The sequence below is a fragment of the Legionella nigrisilvae genome (genome assembly GCF_977063395.2).
The window spans coordinates 90,116-106,819 of the sequence record NZ_CDRUGZ020000024.1 but is presented as its reverse complement, the minus strand read 5'-3'; the positions used below and the strand labels follow the sequence as shown (position 1 = coordinate 106,819).

Sequence of the window (16,704 nt, the reverse complement as noted above, 5' to 3'; positions counted from 1 at the left end):
CTGTGAATCAGATATTCCAACTCATTTTAAGAGCGGAGAGCTCAAGTCGCATCTGCTCCAAGGCATTGGCAAAATGATTGTAGTCAATAGGGGCTATCCCTTCTGGCATACTTGCCTTTTGTAATAACTGCGCGGTTAATTGATGCATGCGTTGGTGTGACACGCCTATATTAATGATTCCAGGATGTTCTTGAATTTCTTTTGGGATGCCACTGTAATACCATTGCCCAAATCGGCAACGCGTATGAGCGTCAGGCTGCAAATCGTTGTTATCTCCAGGCAGTCGGCAAATCAAGGTTCTAATCAATGAATTGTGCCATTGTTGATGATTATAAATTGCTTGCTCTAGTTGTGAAATAATTTGCTGCAGTTCGTTTTGAGTAACACTAGTAAATGCTGCCATGACCTATCCCTTGTTTCCTTGTCACTAATACTCAGGTGAAATAAGAGTATTTCACCCATCACAGCCCAACTCAATGGAAAGGCGTATAAAACTTAAAATTATTTCTTCCTGTGGATTTCACTTGATATAAAGCGGCATCCGCATGTTGAATCAACGTATCCAAATCAGAACCATCTTGAGGATAAAGGCTCACACCGATACTCAACGAAATCGAAATGGTCTGTTCTTTTATAAGAATAGGCTGTTGGATAGCATGAAACAAATGATTAATCACGGTATGTACCTCTTCCTCATGAACAATATCTGAAAGAATAATTAAGAATTCGTCCCCACCTTGTCGTCCCACAATATCTGAAGAGCGCACCGATGCTGTTAGACGTGATGCAACCTCTATTAATAACAAATCACCGGCATCATGGCCAAACGTACCGTTAATCTTCTTAAAGTAATCCAAGTCCATAAACAGCACGGCGATACTGCATTGATGGCGCTTTGCATACGCCATAAATAATAGAAACGATTGCTCCAATTGCTTGCGGTTTGCCAATCCTGTCAATGCATCATGGTAGGCCATCCTAACCAACTCATGTTCAGCCTTTTTTTGAGCATCAATATTTTGAATTTGAGCAATAAAATACAGCGGGGCACTATGTGCATCCCTAATTAACGAACCACTCAATAAAATCCAAACGATGGCGCCATTTTTACAAATATAACGTTTTTCCATTTGGTAGGAGCTTATTGTGCCGTTCAATAATTGGCGCACATAATTTAAATCGGTTTGCAAATCATCAGGATAGGTTATCCGCTGAAAATCGATTTGTAATAGTTCTTCTTCTGTGTAACCTGTTATTTGGCACAGCGATTTATTCACCTTAAGCCAGCGTCCTTCCAATGAAACTAAAGCCATACCGATGTCTGCATAATCAAAAGCCGCACGAAATCGTTTTTCGCTTTCTTCAAAAGTTTCATTAACCCGATGAAGCGCTCGTGTTCGCTCATGAACTTTTTTCTCTAGCTTAAGATTTAAAGACTCTAAATACTCGGTTTGCGGCCAAAGAGCGAAACAAAGATTGACATCAGCAACTATTTTGCATTAAAATTTGAAATAATATGAAAAACCGTAAAACGTAGGTTTATAACGCCATGAAAATTACATCTTAAGTACGCCCATCTAATAGGGCGAATAGAGGAAATCATTGTTGATTTTCTATTTTTTATTGTCCTAAAAGACATGCTTAAGAGTAAATCATGCACCATAAACCGATTCAATTTAAAGACCTAGGTCTTATCTATTCGCATAAAATCTGTTTTCAAAACTTCAGTGGTGAAATCCATTTTGGTGAGCGTATTGCACTGATTGGCAGAAATGGCTCGGGAAAATCTACCTTACTTAAAATGCTTGCTGGTTTTTGTTCAGCCTCTGCTGGCGAAATTCAAATGCCACAGGATGTTCGTTTTGGTTACTTACCCCAATTGATTGAAGAATGTCCTGATTTAAGTGGTGGTCAACGATTAAACCAGGCGTTAACCAAAATATTGTCTGAAGATCCGAATGTTTTGTTGTTAGATGAACCCACAAATCATCTGGACAGACGCAATCGTCGTTCTTTAATGCGGATGCTCGAGCATTATCCGGGGACGTTGGTCATTGCTTCTCATGATACGGAGCTCATCAATACCGTCGCAGATACTCTATGGCATATTGATTTGGGTAGGCTCACTCTATTTAGAGGGGCTTATTTTGAGTATCAGCAGATGCTTGAAAACAAGAAAGCATCGATTGAACAGGAATTATCACGGATTGCACGTGAGAAGAAAGAATCACATCTTGCTCTAATGAGAGAACAAGAACGTAATAAACGTTCTCGTGTTTCAGGTGAAAAAAAGATAGCCCAACGCAAATGGCCAACGATTCGGTCTCATACAAAGCTCGCCAATGCAATGACAACAGGAAATAAACGATTAAGTCAGATTAATCATAAAAAAGAACACTTGCTTGAAGAGCTTTCTTCTCTAAACCTTCCGCAAACGATTAAGCCCAAATTTAAATTAAACGGTCTTGACCACCATAAGCCCTTAATCAGGATTCAAGACACTTCTATTGCCTATGAATCAGGAGCTGTGATTCTGGAAGACATTCATTTTCACTTAAATGGCTGCGAACGAGTGGCATTGTATGGGGACAACGCATCAGGGAAGTCCACCTTTGCCAAAGCGATTTTGGAGGATAGTCACATTAAGAGAACAGGTGAGTGGACTCTTCCTCAGTACAATACAGTTGGGTATCTCGATCAGCATTATCAACATCTGGATTGTGACGAAACAGTTCTGGATTTGATGAAAAGTCAGATGCCCCATGCTTCTCATGCTGAACTTCGTGCCCATTTAAATGACTTTTTATTTCGCAAAAATGAAGAGGTAGAAATAAAGGTCAAAGATCTTTCTGGTGGTGAAAAGGCAAGGCTTTCTTTAGCCTTGATTGCTGCCAATCCGCCTAAACTACTTGTTTTAGATGAGGTAACCAACAATGTAGATCTGGAAACACGCGATCATATCATCGGAGTATTACGTGAATTTCCAGGTGCGATACTGGTTATTTCTCACGATCATGATTTTTTAGAATCCATTCACATTGAAACCAGGTATCACATTCATCAAGGGAAGATACATCATTTCAATGGGGAACAAGCAGAGGGTGTTCATCATGACTAGTCGTTTGCCTAACCACATAAGCTCTTTTATGTGGCATTTTTTAAAACCGTATCGTCGCATGGTTTTTTTATTTATCCTGCTTGCTTTAATGGCTGGATTTTGGGGACCGTTTAATAGTTTATTGATTAAGTCCTTCATTAATACCTTAGTGGCAAAGACAAATACAGACCTCTCCGCTTTGTATTGGATCGCTGGATTATTGGTATTGAACTTTATTATCTTTGACAATATCACCTGGCGAACAATCGGGTACTTGAACTATAAATACGAAGCGGTGATTAAAAACCAAATTATTAGCCAAATGTTTGAGTATGTGTTGGGAAGTAGTACGCAATTTTTTCAGGATAACCTATCAGGGCGAATTGCCACACAAATTACGACTCTTGCTGATAATCTTGAGATTATTTTGCATCGCGTATCTGTCGATTTTCTACGTGGTGCTTCATTGTTGCTGGTTTCCTTTATTACAGCCTATTTTGTTAATGTCCTGTTCTTTTATATTTTATTCTTATGGTTCATTGCCTTTGCCTCATTTAGTATTTGGATGTCGGCGCGATTGGTTCAGTTATCGGATGACCATGCAAATTCTGAATCGCAGCTTTCTGGGCAATTAGTAGATAGCCTGGCGAATCAATCCAATATTCGTATTTTTTCACGTAAAGGCTTTGAAGTAGAGCGTATGAATACTTTTTTTCGCTCGGTACAACGGGCTTTCCAAAGAAAAGAGCTGTTTATTGTTTTGTTATGCTGCGCCCAAGGTGGAATGATTGCGGTAATGATGGGTTTGGCATCGATTACCTTAATTCACTTGTATGGCAAGGGACTGGTGAGCATTGGTGATTTTGCTTTGATTCTTGGGCTTTCCATGGAATTGGGGCATATGATGTGGTACACCATGTACCAAGTGGACCAATTTAACCAAGCCTTAGGCAAGGCAAGACAAAGTTTAAATGCATTGGTCATCCCCCATGAGATACAGGATAAAAAAAATGCATCCCAATTAATTGTTACGCAAGGGCAAATTGAATTTTCAAAGGTAAAATTTCATTACCAAGGTGGTTACTCCTTGTTCCAGAATAAGTCGGTAACCATTGAAGCAGGTCAAAAAGTGGGGTTAGTGGGCTATTCAGGCAGCGGCAAGTCCACTTTTGTTAATTTGATTTTGCGACTTTATGAGGTAGTGGATGGACAAATTCTAATCGATGATCAAAACCTATCTGAAGTGACTCAAGAGAGTTTAAGACAAGCCATTGCTATGATTCCTCAAGACCCTACACTTTTTCATCGAAGCTTAATGGATAATATTCGTTATGGTAGGACAAAAGCCTCGGATGAGGAAGTCATTTTAGCCTCCAAGAAGGCTCATGCGCATGAGTTTATCAGTCTTTTGCCAGAAGGCTATGAGACATTGGTCGGTGAGCGTGGTGTGAAGCTTTCAGGCGGGCAACGCCAGCGTATTGCCATTGCTCGTGCGATTTTAAAAAATGCACCCATTTTAATGTTGGACGAAGCCACGTCCCAGCTGGACTCCATTACAGAATCCAACATTCAAGACAGTCTTTGGGAGTTGATGCAGGGAAAAACAACCCTGGTCGTTGCGCATCGCTTATCGACTCTGCTGCATATGGACCGAATTTTAGTATTTGATAAAGGCCATATTGTTGAAGATGGCACACATACTGAACTGTTGAATCTTGGTGGTTTGTATAAAACCCTGTGGGACGCGCAAGTAGGTGGATTCTTGCCTGATGAGCGAAAAGAAGAATCTGAAGAGTCAGTTAATAACGGGGTATTAGATGAGTAAATTACATACAGAATTTTCGGAAGTGAATCATTTGCTTAATGACTTACTGTCCGGCTTGCAATCAATTTTAAAGGAACATTTGCTGGGCGTTTACGTGTATGGTTCATTCGTCTGGGGTGATTTTGATGAAACAACCAGCGACATTGATGTTCTTGTGGCATTAAACCAAGAAATGACATCAGAAGAATTCGCGGCTTTAGATTATTTGCATACCAATCTGGTTCAGCATTTTCCAGATTGGTATGACCGAATTGAAGTAGCTTATGCATCGTATAGAATGTTACAACATTTTAAGACAGAGCAAGGTCAAATTGCTGTCATTAGCCCAGGAGAACCGTTTCACCTCAAACAGGCGGGAACTGACTGGCTTATTAATTATTATTTATTGCAAACAAATAGCCTCATTCTATATGGTCCATCAGCAAAGTCGATTGTTGCTCCTGTATCAAGCAGTGAGTTTATAGAGCATGTCAAAAAGCAGAGCATTGAATGGCAAGATTGGGTTATTCATACCAGAAATTCTTTAGGGTACCAATATTATGCTGTATTAACACTGTGCAGGGCTTTGTACGTGCTCCACCATCAGGAACAAGGCTCTAAGTTAAAAGCTGGAGTGTGGGCTAAAAATCAATTCCCAAAATGGCGAGCTTTAATTCAACGAGCATTAACTAAAGCGGAACTAGATCATGCAAGCGATATCTTGACCGAAGAAACCTATCAAGAAGTCACCGCATTTGTGGATGAAATGGTTCAGCATATTCAAGAGAGAGAATAGATGATGGAAGTCAACCAACAACAACGGCTTATCGAAGTAGTTTCTTATGATGCTAATTGGCCTATGCAATTTGAACAGGAAGCAGAGCGAATTAAAAAAGCATTAGGTAGTAATTGCATTGAAATTCATCATATCGGTTCCACTTCAGTACCTGGTTTGGCTGCAAAACCAATCATCGATATGATTCCAGTTGTTTTGGAACTAAGCAAAGTAGATAGTGCCAATGCTGCCATGAAAGCCCTGGGCTATGAAGCAAAAGGAGAATACGGAATTCCATTTCGCCGCTATTTTCAAAAGGGAGATAACCAAAGAACTCATCATGCTCATATTTTTGAGTTTGGAAACCCAGAAATCGAGCGCCATTTAAAATTTAGGGACTGGATGAGAGCAAATCCAGAAGATAGAGTAGCCTATGCTCGTTTAAAACAAGAGTTAGCACATCAACATCCCTATGACATTACTGCCTATTGCGTGGGTAAAGAGGATTTTATCGCAGCTATTGATAGAAAAGCAGGATTTAATGGATTAAGAGTGGTTAAGGCATTAACACCTCGTGAATGGGATAAAGTACGCCATTTTAGACAATTCTATTTTTTTGATAAGGCAGGGCTTTCTGATCCATATACTTGGACTTTTGAGCATGAAGCTCATGTTCATTTTGTTTTATCTCAAGGAAGCGACATCATTGGTTATGCCCATCTGCAATTATGGCCTCACAAAAGAGCAGCTTTGCGCATCATTGTGATTGATGAGGAAAAAAGAAACCACCAATATGGTGGCCAATTCTTGGCGTTATGTGAAAAGTGGCTAAAAACACAAGGCTATCAAAGCTTGCACGTGGAGTCTTCACCGGATGCGCTAAGATTTTATAGAAATAATGATTACATCGACATGCCATTTGATGATCCAGATGGCTATGAAGGTGATGCGAGAGATACTGCAGTAGGGAAAATACTATGATTCAAATCGAAAAAATAACGGGAGATTTAGCTCAATCCTTATGTCGAACCATTACAAAGGATTTGCCAGAATACTTTGGTTTGCCAGAAGCGAACGAGCACTACGCAATAGGTGTGACCACACGCACTAATTTTGCGGCAAAAGATGGGGATAATACGTTTGGCCTTGTTTCAATTGATTTTCCCTATCCTGATAATGCTAATATTTACTGGATGGCTGTAAAACGTGATTATCATCGTCAAGGTGTAGGAAAGCAATTAATCAAAACGGCTTGCCATTTTGCTGCAACACAAGGTGCTAAAACTATAACCGTTGAAACCCTAAGCCCCTCTGAATTGGAAGAGAATTACCTTAAAACCTACCGATTCTATCAGTCCGTTGGTTTTAACCCTCTTTTGGATTTAAAACCAGCAGGATATGAGTGGAATATGGTGTACATGATGAAACAGCTTGAAGCTTTAGCAGAAAACCAATCGTCAATTGCCATTAAGCCACTAGAATTATGCGATATCCCCGTTTTGGTCGATGCGTTTCAAAAAGCAAATTGGCAAAAACCTTACGTTTTGTTTGAAGGGTACTATCAAGAACAAGAACAGTCTGAGCGAGTCGTTTGGGTGGCCTATGTTCAAGACCAAATCGCGGGCTATGTTACTCTAAAATGGACCTCACACTATAAACCTTTTTCTCATAAAGGAATCCCAGAAATTATGGACTTAAATGTATTGCCTGCTTTCCGCAAGCGTGGAATAGGCAGTGCTTTGCTCACTATTGCTGAAGAAAATGCAGCCAGTCAGTGTGATGTTGTAGGAATTGGTGTTGGATTATATGGTGGTCCTGATGGCGGATATGGACAAGCTCAACGACTTTATGCTAACCGAGGTTATATTCCTGATGGTTTAGGGGTAACTTATCATTATAAACCAACCATTCCTGGGGAAACATATCCCTTGGATGATGATTTAATTTTGTGGTTTACCAAAAAAGTAACCAAACATTTGCATGTAGAAAGAGATACTGTAACTAAAAAAACAACTGATAGCTGCGATGTATATGTACCAAACACAAAATATAAATTGGAGTTCAATGCCAAAGATTCATTTAAAATTATCGATCAAAAGTTGTTTGAGTTTAATAAATTGTGTGTCTCTGCAACACAACAACCGGAATTAATTGATATAAACGTTACGATTAAAAACGGTGATGAGGTAATAGCGGGTATTTGTTCGGAGGTTTATACATGGAATATCCTGTACATCAGTGTCTTTTTTGTTGAGGAAAAATATCGGAACCAAGGTTTGGGTACCCTTTTACTCAATAAAGTTGAGGAGAAAGCAAAAGAATTAGGAGTCAGTTTAATTCACCTCGATACCTTTGATTTTCAAGCAAAAGATTTTTATCTCAAACATGGTTATGAAGAGTTTGGGGTTCTGGATGACTGTCCAAAAGGTCATCAGCGTTATTATATGAAGAAGGTGCTATGAGTTTTATTAAAAAAGGAATATACCGTCATTATAAAGGCAATCTGTATGAAGTGATTGATATTGCCAGGCATTCGGAAAGCTTAGAAGATATGGTGGTTTACAGAGCGCTTTACGGCGATTTTGAACTATGGGTTCGACCTCTCAAAATGTTCCTTGAAAACATTGAGATAAATGGTGAGCTCCAAAAAAGATTTGAATTACATGAATAAATTAGAACAAGCAAATCGTTTTATCTTTACTGGCACCCCAGGCAGTGGAAAAACTTCTGTTATTTTGGCATTGAAAAGATTAGGGTATGTAGTGATTCCTGAGTCTGCAACAGATGTCATTGCAGAGGAACAGGCAAAGGGAATTATGCGTCCATGGGAAGAGACTGATTTTGTAGATAAGATTGTTTTAACACAAAAATTAAGGCAATTGAATGCTCAAGGTGCGTTGCAATTTTATGACCGATCGCCATTTTGTGCTTATGCATTGGGGCGTTATTCCGCTCATTGGCATAAAAATGATTTTACACCCTCACCTATCTTATTAGCTGAAGTTGACCACTGCCTAAAAGCTAGTATTTATCAACGCAAAGTATTCTTTTTTGAGAACTTGGGGTTTATTGAACCAACTTCAGCTCGCAAAATCAGTTATGAAGACGCCCTTATTTTTGAGCAAATTCACATAGATGTATATAAAGAGTTTGGTTTTGAAATCATGCTCATGCCTAAAAAAACGATTACAGAGCGCTGTGAATTTGTTCTTGAAACGTTAGGCATAAAAAAATAAATATCAATTTTATGAAAAAACCGCTTGACCCTATTGTTACTATATATCTTACCTTTGTTCTTAAGGAGGTAATACTATGACTCAATGGTTCGTAAAAGACTTAAGCAAATTAACTGGTGTTTCGGTGCAAACATTGCATCATTATGATCGCATTGGTTTACTTAAACCTTCATTACGACAGTCCAATGGGTATCGTATTTACTCCGAGAAGGATTTATTGAAATTACAACAGATTATTGCTTTAAAGTTTTTTGGTTTTGAGCTATCACAAATCAAAACCTTGCTCTCTGAAGAACGTCACGCGCTAAACCATTTTGAAGCCCAAGCTCAAGTGTTAGAACAAAAAGCATTGGCATGTACTTCCGGAGCTAAAACCTTAAGAAGCATTATAGACTCTGTTGATGTCAATCAATCCATTCCATGGGAAACCATTATACAACTGATTGAGGTATATAAAATGGCAGAGCATCTTGAACATGATTGGGTTAAGGAAATATTTACTCCTGATGAGCTCAAACAATACGTAGCATTTGAAAAGGAAATGAAAACAAATAACAAGGCTGAGTTTGAAAAACAATGGCATCAACTTTTAGATGAATTGAAACAAAGTATGAAACACGATCCTGATTCCACTATAGGTATCCAAACAGGGAAAAACTACATGGAATGGGTTAATAGCGTATACGGTAAAAAATATGCCCATCTGAGAACCAAAAAATGGGAAAAAGGATTTGGAGAAGGAAAAGGTCTTGATGAAATTGGTTTAACACCAGAGATTATGACATGGTTAGAGAAGGCTTTAGACGCTTATTGGAAGCATAGGCTTTATGGTATTCTTGAACAAGTAGGCAAAACGCCAGACTCCAACATATTAACGCTTTGGAATAAGGCATTAGATGATATGTATGGCGAAGAAACTTCACGAAAATATGCTGTTTGTGATATTGCTTTGAAGGATGAAAAGGTCAGTCCAGAAGCAAAGACTTGGCTCAAAAGTATCGTAGATGCTTACAACATGTAAAAAAATAGCTATAAATTTTGGATCGGTCTTGTTTTTACCGATCCAATCTCAACGGAATCCATTTTAGGTTCTTCTTTCCGTCTAGAAAACGGCTAATCTAAACATCCGACAATGTTAAAAATTTGTAAAAAAATACTGATTGAGAATAAATTTTACGGCATAGGGTATAATTAACTTACTTGTTTTTATTATGATCAATTGTATGTCTTATGCAAAAATGGCGGAATTACTTTTGCTGGATGTCATGTCTAAAGCACAAATTCCAGGAATTTCTATTGCCTTTATAAGCAGTGATGGAATCATATCTACTCAAGAAAAAGGGCTTACAGATGGTTGCGGCCTTTTTGCAATACCTGTTGATCCACTCAAATATCCCTTTCATAAGTTGGGATTAGGAACTAAAGATGCTGTAGTTCTATTTGACGACACACTTTATTATGTGAATCAAACAACACAAAGCGTTCATCAAATACAGTTAAATGAAAGTAATCAATCCTCATATCAAAAGTTACGAGAAAGTTGTACTGATACTTATAAATTGGCCAATTCTCAAGAATCTGAATTAATAACTACTCTAACAGGCCTTGCACCACCTACAAAAGTGCAACCAGAAACCGTTTTTGGAGCAGCCTCGCTAAGCAAACCCGTATTTGCCTATTTAGTACAAAAATTGATGCAGTCCAATGCGGCGAATCAAGCAAAGCGCGGGACAGGTAAATTTAATTTGGATAAATTCAACCTGAGTCAATTTGATTTAGATACTCCTCTTTTTCATATTCTACCATTAGAAGAATTTGAGATAGATGGAATGAAATTTGATATGTCTGACAAATCTGCTGTTGTCTGTGCTAAAGCACTCACTGCAAGGATGGTGTTATCACATACAACAGGCCTTGCTCATGGTGAAATGAAGTTTCAGTTCATTCCTAACCCTAAAGAAAAAGATTCTAAAGAAAAAATGCATGGATACTCAAATGTTGGTATCGTGTACTTACAACAAGTGATTGAAAAATTGACTGAAGCAAATCTAGAAACATTGGCCAAAAACCATGTATTTGATCGTTGTGACATGACTCATAGCACTTATGAGCCATTAAAGGCCTATCACTCGCTTTTGCATGCTGAAAAAGAACCCTTGTTTGATGAAATGAAACCTGGTCAGATTGTCATACTAAAAGAAGATGAGCAACTAACAGCATATTGGTTAGATAATGGAAAAATAGTCAATCGCTCCTTTCCGGAAAGAGTAGTTTCAAGCATTCTTGAACAGTTACCTGATAAAGGTAAACTTTCAAACAATCCGGAGCTGATTGGAGCTGTAGTCTCACAATATGGATGTAAAGAACCCAAACCATGTGCCGCCAATACACTAAGAACTACGGCATCAGATTATGCACAGTTTGTCAAACATCTAAGCCATGACAGCTCGATTGAAAATCCTTTTATTCCGCATGCCTTCATGACGCACGATAGAGGTTTGGCGGGAGCAATTGGAATTGCTAGAGACAAGATACGCGATTCCATTTTAAGCCATGTTGCATGGGGTTTAGGTTGGGGGTTACAAACCAATGAAAAAGAAGAGGTTGTTACCGCCTATCATTCGGGTGACATGAATGATTGCAGAGCGTGGGTTGCAATCAATTTAAAGGATAAGAGTGCCATGGTATTTTTCGCTAATTCACATAATGGACATATTCTTGCGGAACAAATTGTCCCTTCGACAATTCAAATAGAACTGGCTTCGAACTATTTTTTTCCAAAATGGGGTTTTGCTAGAACTATTGATGAGCTAGGGGGTAAAACTAATAATTGGGGCATCAATCCACTTCCAAGACCCAATCCATCTAAAGAACGGACAAGTTCTTTAAGTGAATTGCAAAAAAGAACTAGTATCCCAAGTATTGCCACAGCAATTATTTCTGACCGCGGAGTTGTTACTACAGAAGAGGTAGGTGTGACTAATGTCAGCAAACCTGAAGAAGTTACTAGTTCGACTGTTTTTGAAGCCGCTTCATTGAGTAAACCTGTATTTGCTTATATTGTATTGAAACTAGCGCAAAAAGATCTCATTGATTTAGACAAACCACTCCATGAATACGGCGATTTTGGTCCTCCACAGATGCGAACTGATAAAAATTATAAAAAATTAACTGCCCGTATGATCCTATCCCATCAAGCAGGCTTACCTAACGAATTTTCATCACCAGAATCTCTAAAGTATGTCTCTGAAGTAGGAAAACAATTTGATTATTCAGGAGTAGCTTATCAATTTCTAGGTGAAATTGTGGAACACATTACTGCAAAATCACTGGAAGCTTTAGCTCAAGAAGAGTTTGCTAAGATAGGTATGACTGATAGTAGTTTCATGCCACCAACGGGTTGCAGTCTTATTAAACTGCCAGATGAAGAGGAAGAACCAACTCCTGAACGCATTAAAAAATTATTAAAAGATACTTTAGATGTACATGGTCAATTAAGTATTATCCTACAAAAGGATAAATTATTTGTTGCTGAAAGGGCAGTAGACGGCAGCGTACAAATGACTGAAAAAAATTCCAACCAACTTGAAGAAAAAAGCCTACAAGAAATCAAAGCTCGCTTTGCTCAAATACCACCATTTTTTTGGTCAAAGCCAATACCTGTTGAAGCAAGGGAGTTACCCCTTGTGACTACAATTATTGGTCATCCTCCAGAACATGCTGCAACAATAGCAATTGGCCATGATCAAGATGGCTCAGTAAATCGTAAGCAAAAATTTTATATGGTTCACCCGGCAGGATCCTTGTATACAACGACTTCTGACTATGCAAAATTTCTAAAAGCCTGTATTAACGATCCCTATATTAGATGGGAAATGTTTAAACCGGTTGTTTCATCGTTGAAAGATAAAGATACTAAAGCAATGAAGCAAGGAGTCTCTACTGATACTTTAGATCAAATCTCTTGGGGTCTAGGAATTGGGATTCAGAAAAATACCGATGGAACCCGTATCGCTTTTCATTGGGGTGATAATGGAACTGGACGCAATTTAGCAGCGATCAACCTTACTACTGATGAAGCAGTTGTTTGTCTCACTAATAGCGAGAATGGACCCGCTGTTTTTCGAGAAATTGCAGAGCCTATCGTTGGTGATCTAAGTGCTATTGGGCAATGGTTATCAATACGAGAAGAATTGCCTCTTGATATGCGTTTAAAAGAAAATCCCACCCAAGAAATGAACCCACGTTTACAAGAGCAGACACAAATTAAAACGACAGGCGTTGCTACTAAAGGGCAACAAGAGGTAGAGCAAAAGCATTTTGACTTAGGGCTGTTCTAAGCACCGCAGCGTTTTGTACAAACCACCACAATTCAATAGTTCAGCATACGTTTAATTTGTCGATCATTAAGTAGGAGCTCTGGGGTTTGCACCCAGAGCCCCTATAAGATGTCTTAACTAAATAAAACTTCAACAAATTTATTTTCTTTCAAAACTATTTCAAGGCTACTATTTTTATAGTAGTATCTACTAAAAATATAGTAGATTATGTTTTACTTAGTTTCTGGAGAAAAAATGTCAATAAAAAGAGGGGAAAACACTTTTGCTCATGATCGCCTCCTTACAGAGGTAGAGCTTGAATTAATGAATATTATTTGGAGCCTTAATAAAGTAACCATTAAAGATATTGTTTCACATTTGCCCAAAGAAAGACCTTTAGCTTATACCACTGTGGCAACTGTAGTAAAAGTACTTGAACAAAAAGGATTTTTGGGATGCCAAAAAAATACTTATGCCCATGTTTTTCTCCCAATTGTTACCAAGGCTGAGTACGAAAGCACGTGCATTGAGCATATGGTCACTAATGTTTTTGATGGTGAACCTGTAGCACTGGTGCAAAGACTCTTGATGGCCAAAAAGCTACAACATGATGACATTCAAGCAATTGAGGAAGCACTAAAACAATTAGTAACCTCTGAACAAAAAATAGAGGCATGATTATGTTATTCCTGGAAATTTTATTGAGCATTCATTGCTTGCTTTTAGTCAGTTCATGGTTTATTGGCGGTCGTTGGCTCTCAAATCAGCCATCATTTAAACTCAAATTGGCTCGCTTTTTATTAATTAGCTGTGTGATTTCTCCATTAATGGTTCATTGTATTAAAACCAATCAAAAATTGGAGCGGCATCACTATGCATCCATTGATGCTTTGCAAGAGTATGTGAATCAACCTATTTTAAAGTCTAAACACTCCCAAGAGACTCCTGAATCAGCAACCTCTTTTTCAATAAGCAATACGAGTTATTTTCATATTTTTTATATCGTATTTTGTTTGCTCGTCTTATTTCGCAGTTATAAAGTATTGTTGAGTTTGGGCAGTTTAAGAGCACTATTAGCTGAAGCAATTCCATATCGAACTTCCGGTAAATTGGTCATTAAAGTTTCTCGACGTTGTCATATTCCTTTCTCCGTCGTTTTATTTAACAAAGCTTATATCGTATTACCCGTATCCCTATTTTCTTCCTCCAAAAATGTGAAGATTGCCATTGCTCATGAGGGCCAACATCATCGTAATGGTGATTGTCTATGGGCCTATTTTATTGAAGCCCTGCGCATTCTTTTCTGGGGTAATCCAGGTGTTATTCGATGGGGTCGTATTTTAAGCGAATTACAAGAATGTTCATGTGATGAAGTATTGGTTGGCCAGCCAAAAATTTCGGCACATGACTATGGCAGCTGTCTGTTTCATGTAGTGCAGACAGTGTCTCAATGTTCTCTGTCATCAGACCTAGAAATTGCATGCACGGTAGGTATGGCCTTGGGCAAAGACAATGAAGACTGTACTTTTATCATCAGGAGAATTTCAATGTTATCAGCTTATCCACTTAAACCATCTAAATCATTATGGTTAGCAGTTGGATTTATGGGGGTTTCTATTTTGGCACCAATCTGTGTCGCCTATTCAGCAGTCGGTTCATTGACCGGTTCTAAGGCACAAGAAATCGATACCTCTCATTTAGATCCTAAAATGCAACAAATTGCCGCGCAAGAAATTAAAATGGCGGTAAAAAACTATCATGCAAAATCGGGGGTTATTGCAATCGTCAATGCACAAACTGGTAATCTCATTGCCTTTGCTGAGTCCGGTAATGATGAAAATCAGAATAGCTGGAAATCACGTGTTTTTTCACCTGGCTCTACGATAAAACCGTTTATTGCGGCGGCAGCAATTGATGCTGGGAATAGTTCTGAAACCAAAAAATATGATTGTCGCTCACCTTACTCCGTAGAAGGTAAAACATTTACAGATTACTATGTAAGTCAAGGCCCTACTTCATTGACCCAAGCGGTTGCAAGATCAAGTAATGTATGCATGATTAAAGTCGCCCAAGAAACTGGACTACCTGTAATTCGTAAAAAACTCACTGAATTTGGTTTTGATATTAATACTTGGTGGCAAGCAAATCAAAGTGATGACTTGCAACTTGCAATGGTTTCTCTTGGGGAGAATATACCGGTCACAATTGATTCATTAACAAAATCCTACGCCATTCTTGCAAACTTTGGACGTCCATTCAAAGGAGAAGAGGCTCCTATCATTTCAGCAGCAACAACCAATTCAATAAATCATATCCTCGAGAACGTTGTTATAAATGGCACAGGAAAACTTGCTGCGATTCCTGGTGTTCATGTCGCGGGTAAAACAGGAACTGTTACAGAAAATATTAATGTTGCAGAAGGCGAGCATATTGCCTTGTTTGCAGGTTTTGTACCGGTTGATGCGCCACGTTATGCCATGGTGGTTGTAATAGAAGACGGTCATTCAAGAAAAAATGGTAAGACTTTAACCTCCGGTGGAGAATTGGCTGCTCCAGTATTTCGTAAGGTTGCTCTAAATAGCCTAAGTAATACCACGCTATAAATCACCTGTGGGTACAGCAGTGTAGCTCGTACCCATATCGATATAAATTCACATGATGTTGGAGTTGTTATGAAGAAACTAAGCGTACTTCTATGGTTGACACTATTTTATTGCGGAACTATTTGGGCCCAAAGTACTTGCTTTTTGGTACAGGAAAATCAAACTGTGCTAAAGCACGAGGGTAAAGATTGCAATAAGCGTTTTGCGCCAGAATCAACCTTTAAAATTGCTTTGAGTCTTATGGGTTTTGATTCAGGAATATTAAAAGACACACTCAATCCGGAATGGCCGTACAAAAAAGAATATGAACTTTATCTTAATGTTTGGAAATATCCTCATAATCCACGTACCTGGATAAGAGATTCCTGTGTTTGGTATTCACAAGTTCTAACACAACAATTAGGTATGACTCGATTTAAGAATTATGTTGATGCATTTCACTATGGCAATCAGGATATTTCCGGCGACAAAGGTCAGAATAATGGATTAACCCATTCCTGGCTATCAAGCTCGCTTGCCATCTCACCAAGTGAGCAAATTCAGTTTCTGCAAAAAATAGTCAATAAAAAACTATCCGTGAATCCCAAAGCTTTCACTATGACTAAAGACATTCTATATATTCAAGAATTAGCGGGTGGTTGGAAACTGTATGGAAAAACAGGGAATGGTCGACAGTTAACAAAAGACAAAAGCCAAAAACTATCACTACAACACGGATGGTTCATCGGCTGGATTGAGAAAGATGGTCGTGTGATTACCTTTACGAAACACATTGCAGATAGTAAAAAACATGTAACCTTCGCCAGTTTCAGAGCGAAAAATGAGACCCTGAATCAATTATTTTACTTAATTAATGAATTGGAAAAATAA

14 protein-coding genes are annotated in these 16,704 nt (G+C 38.5%); 12 read left to right on the top strand and 2 right to left on the bottom strand.

Annotation, left to right across the window (positions count from 1 at the left end; genetic code table 11):
- Nucleotides 1-7: 7 nt before the first annotated feature.
- Together ACWTE2_RS17035 and ACWTE2_RS17030 are read right to left on the bottom strand one after the other, a co-directional pair.
- Nucleotides 8-403 (bottom strand): CZB domain-containing protein, encoded by a 396-nt coding sequence (locus tag ACWTE2_RS17035; protein ID WP_014845089.1) that lies wholly within the window; start codon nt 401-403, stop codon nt 8-10.
- Nucleotides 404-473: 70 nt separating this feature from the next.
- Nucleotides 474-1,313, bottom strand: a complete 840-nt coding sequence (locus ACWTE2_RS17030) for a GGDEF domain-containing protein (RefSeq protein WP_014845088.1) — start codon at nt 1,311-1,313, stop codon at nt 474-476.
- Nucleotides 1,314-1,654: 341 nt separating this feature from the next.
- On the opposite strand from ACWTE2_RS17030, the gene ACWTE2_RS17025 reads away from it, so the two are divergent.
- The 12 genes from ACWTE2_RS17025 (at nt 1,655) to ACWTE2_RS16970 (ending at nt 16,704) form a co-directional block, all read left to right on the top strand.
- Nucleotides 1,655-3,118, top strand: coding sequence for an ABC-F family ATP-binding cassette domain-containing protein (locus ACWTE2_RS17025; protein ID WP_014845087.1), 1,464 nt, complete (start codon nt 1,655-1,657; stop codon nt 3,116-3,118).
- Nucleotides 3,111-4,922 carry an ABC transporter ATP-binding protein gene (locus tag ACWTE2_RS17020; protein ID WP_014845086.1) on the top strand — a complete coding sequence of 604 codons (1,812 nt, stop codon included), beginning with the start codon at nt 3,111-3,113 and terminating at the stop codon, nt 4,920-4,922. The genes ACWTE2_RS17025 and ACWTE2_RS17020 overlap by 8 nt, the downstream gene beginning before the upstream one ends.
- A complete protein-coding gene (locus ACWTE2_RS17015) occupies nt 4,915-5,697 on the top strand; it encodes a nucleotidyltransferase domain-containing protein (RefSeq protein WP_014845085.1) in 783 nt (260 codons plus the stop codon). Before ACWTE2_RS17020 ends, ACWTE2_RS17015 begins: the two co-directional genes overlap by 8 nt.
- 3 nt (nt 5,698-5,700) lie before the next feature.
- Nucleotides 5,701-6,657: a bifunctional GrpB family protein/GNAT family N-acetyltransferase gene (locus ACWTE2_RS17010; RefSeq protein ID WP_029489092.1), complete on the top strand. Its 957-nt coding sequence runs from the start codon at nt 5,701-5,703 to the stop codon at nt 6,655-6,657.
- On the top strand, nt 6,654-8,138 hold the full coding sequence (locus tag ACWTE2_RS17005) for a GNAT family N-acetyltransferase (RefSeq protein ID WP_014845083.1): 1,485 nt from the start codon (nt 6,654-6,656) through the stop codon (nt 8,136-8,138). The genes ACWTE2_RS17010 and ACWTE2_RS17005 overlap by 4 nt, the downstream gene beginning before the upstream one ends.
- The gene (locus ACWTE2_RS17000) at nt 8,135-8,347 is read left to right on the top strand and encodes a DUF1653 domain-containing protein (RefSeq protein WP_014845082.1); all 213 of its coding nucleotides are present in this window, start codon (nt 8,135-8,137) and stop codon (nt 8,345-8,347) included. The genes ACWTE2_RS17005 and ACWTE2_RS17000 overlap by 4 nt, the downstream gene beginning before the upstream one ends.
- Entirely contained in the window at nt 8,340-8,912 is a 573-nt protein-coding gene (locus ACWTE2_RS16995; protein ID WP_014845081.1) for an AAA family ATPase, read from the top strand. Before ACWTE2_RS17000 ends, ACWTE2_RS16995 begins: the two co-directional genes overlap by 8 nt.
- Nucleotides 8,913-8,988: 76 nt before the next feature.
- Nucleotides 8,989-9,933, top strand: a complete 945-nt coding sequence (locus ACWTE2_RS16990; RefSeq protein ID WP_014845080.1) for a MerR family transcriptional regulator — start codon at nt 8,989-8,991, stop codon at nt 9,931-9,933.
- 202 nt (nt 9,934-10,135) lie between these two features.
- The gene (locus ACWTE2_RS16985) at nt 10,136-13,252 is read left to right on the top strand and encodes a serine hydrolase domain-containing protein (RefSeq protein WP_014845079.1); all 3,117 of its coding nucleotides are present in this window, start codon (nt 10,136-10,138) and stop codon (nt 13,250-13,252) included.
- A gap of 234 nt (nt 13,253-13,486) precedes the next feature.
- Nucleotides 13,487-13,909 (top strand): BlaI/MecI/CopY family transcriptional regulator, encoded by a 423-nt coding sequence (locus ACWTE2_RS16980; RefSeq protein ID WP_014845078.1) that lies wholly within the window; start codon nt 13,487-13,489, stop codon nt 13,907-13,909.
- 2 nt (nt 13,910-13,911) lie between these two features.
- On the top strand, nt 13,912-15,834 hold the full coding sequence (locus tag ACWTE2_RS16975) for a M56 family metallopeptidase (protein ID WP_019350454.1): 1,923 nt from the start codon (nt 13,912-13,914) through the stop codon (nt 15,832-15,834).
- 69 nt (nt 15,835-15,903) lie between these two features.
- Nucleotides 15,904-16,704, top strand: coding sequence for an oxacillin-hydrolyzing class D beta-lactamase OXA-29 (locus ACWTE2_RS16970; protein ID WP_014845076.1), 801 nt, complete (start codon nt 15,904-15,906; stop codon nt 16,702-16,704).

Bases quoted from the DNA above. Each gene is read 5' to 3' on its own strand.
- ACWTE2_RS17035 (WP_014845089.1), bottom strand. From the start codon at position 403: ATGGCAGCATTTACTAGTGTTACTCAAAACGAACTGCAGCAAATTATT.
- ACWTE2_RS17030 (WP_014845088.1), bottom strand. From the start codon at position 1,313: ATGGCTTTAGTTTCATTGGAAGGACGCTGGCTTAAGGTGAATAAATCG.
- ACWTE2_RS17025 (WP_014845087.1), top strand. From the start codon at position 1,655: ATGCACCATAAACCGATTCAATTTAAAGACCTAGGTCTTATCTATTCG.
- ACWTE2_RS17020 (WP_014845086.1), top strand. From the start codon at position 3,111: ATGACTAGTCGTTTGCCTAACCACATAAGCTCTTTTATGTGGCATTTT.
- ACWTE2_RS17015 (WP_014845085.1), top strand. From the start codon at position 4,915: ATGAGTAAATTACATACAGAATTTTCGGAAGTGAATCATTTGCTTAAT.
- ACWTE2_RS17010 (WP_029489092.1), top strand. From the start codon at position 5,701: ATGGAAGTCAACCAACAACAACGGCTTATCGAAGTAGTTTCTTATGAT.
- ACWTE2_RS17005 (WP_014845083.1), top strand. From the start codon at position 6,654: ATGATTCAAATCGAAAAAATAACGGGAGATTTAGCTCAATCCTTATGT.
- ACWTE2_RS17000 (WP_014845082.1), top strand. From the start codon at position 8,135: ATGAGTTTTATTAAAAAAGGAATATACCGTCATTATAAAGGCAATCTG.
- ACWTE2_RS16995 (WP_014845081.1), top strand. From the start codon at position 8,340: ATGAATAAATTAGAACAAGCAAATCGTTTTATCTTTACTGGCACCCCA.
- ACWTE2_RS16990 (WP_014845080.1), top strand. From the start codon at position 8,989: ATGACTCAATGGTTCGTAAAAGACTTAAGCAAATTAACTGGTGTTTCG.
- ACWTE2_RS16985 (WP_014845079.1), top strand. From the start codon at position 10,136: ATGTCTTATGCAAAAATGGCGGAATTACTTTTGCTGGATGTCATGTCT.
- ACWTE2_RS16980 (WP_014845078.1), top strand. From the start codon at position 13,487: ATGTCAATAAAAAGAGGGGAAAACACTTTTGCTCATGATCGCCTCCTT.
- ACWTE2_RS16975 (WP_019350454.1), top strand. From the start codon at position 13,912: ATGTTATTCCTGGAAATTTTATTGAGCATTCATTGCTTGCTTTTAGTC.
- ACWTE2_RS16970 (WP_014845076.1), top strand. From the start codon at position 15,904: ATGAAGAAACTAAGCGTACTTCTATGGTTGACACTATTTTATTGCGGA.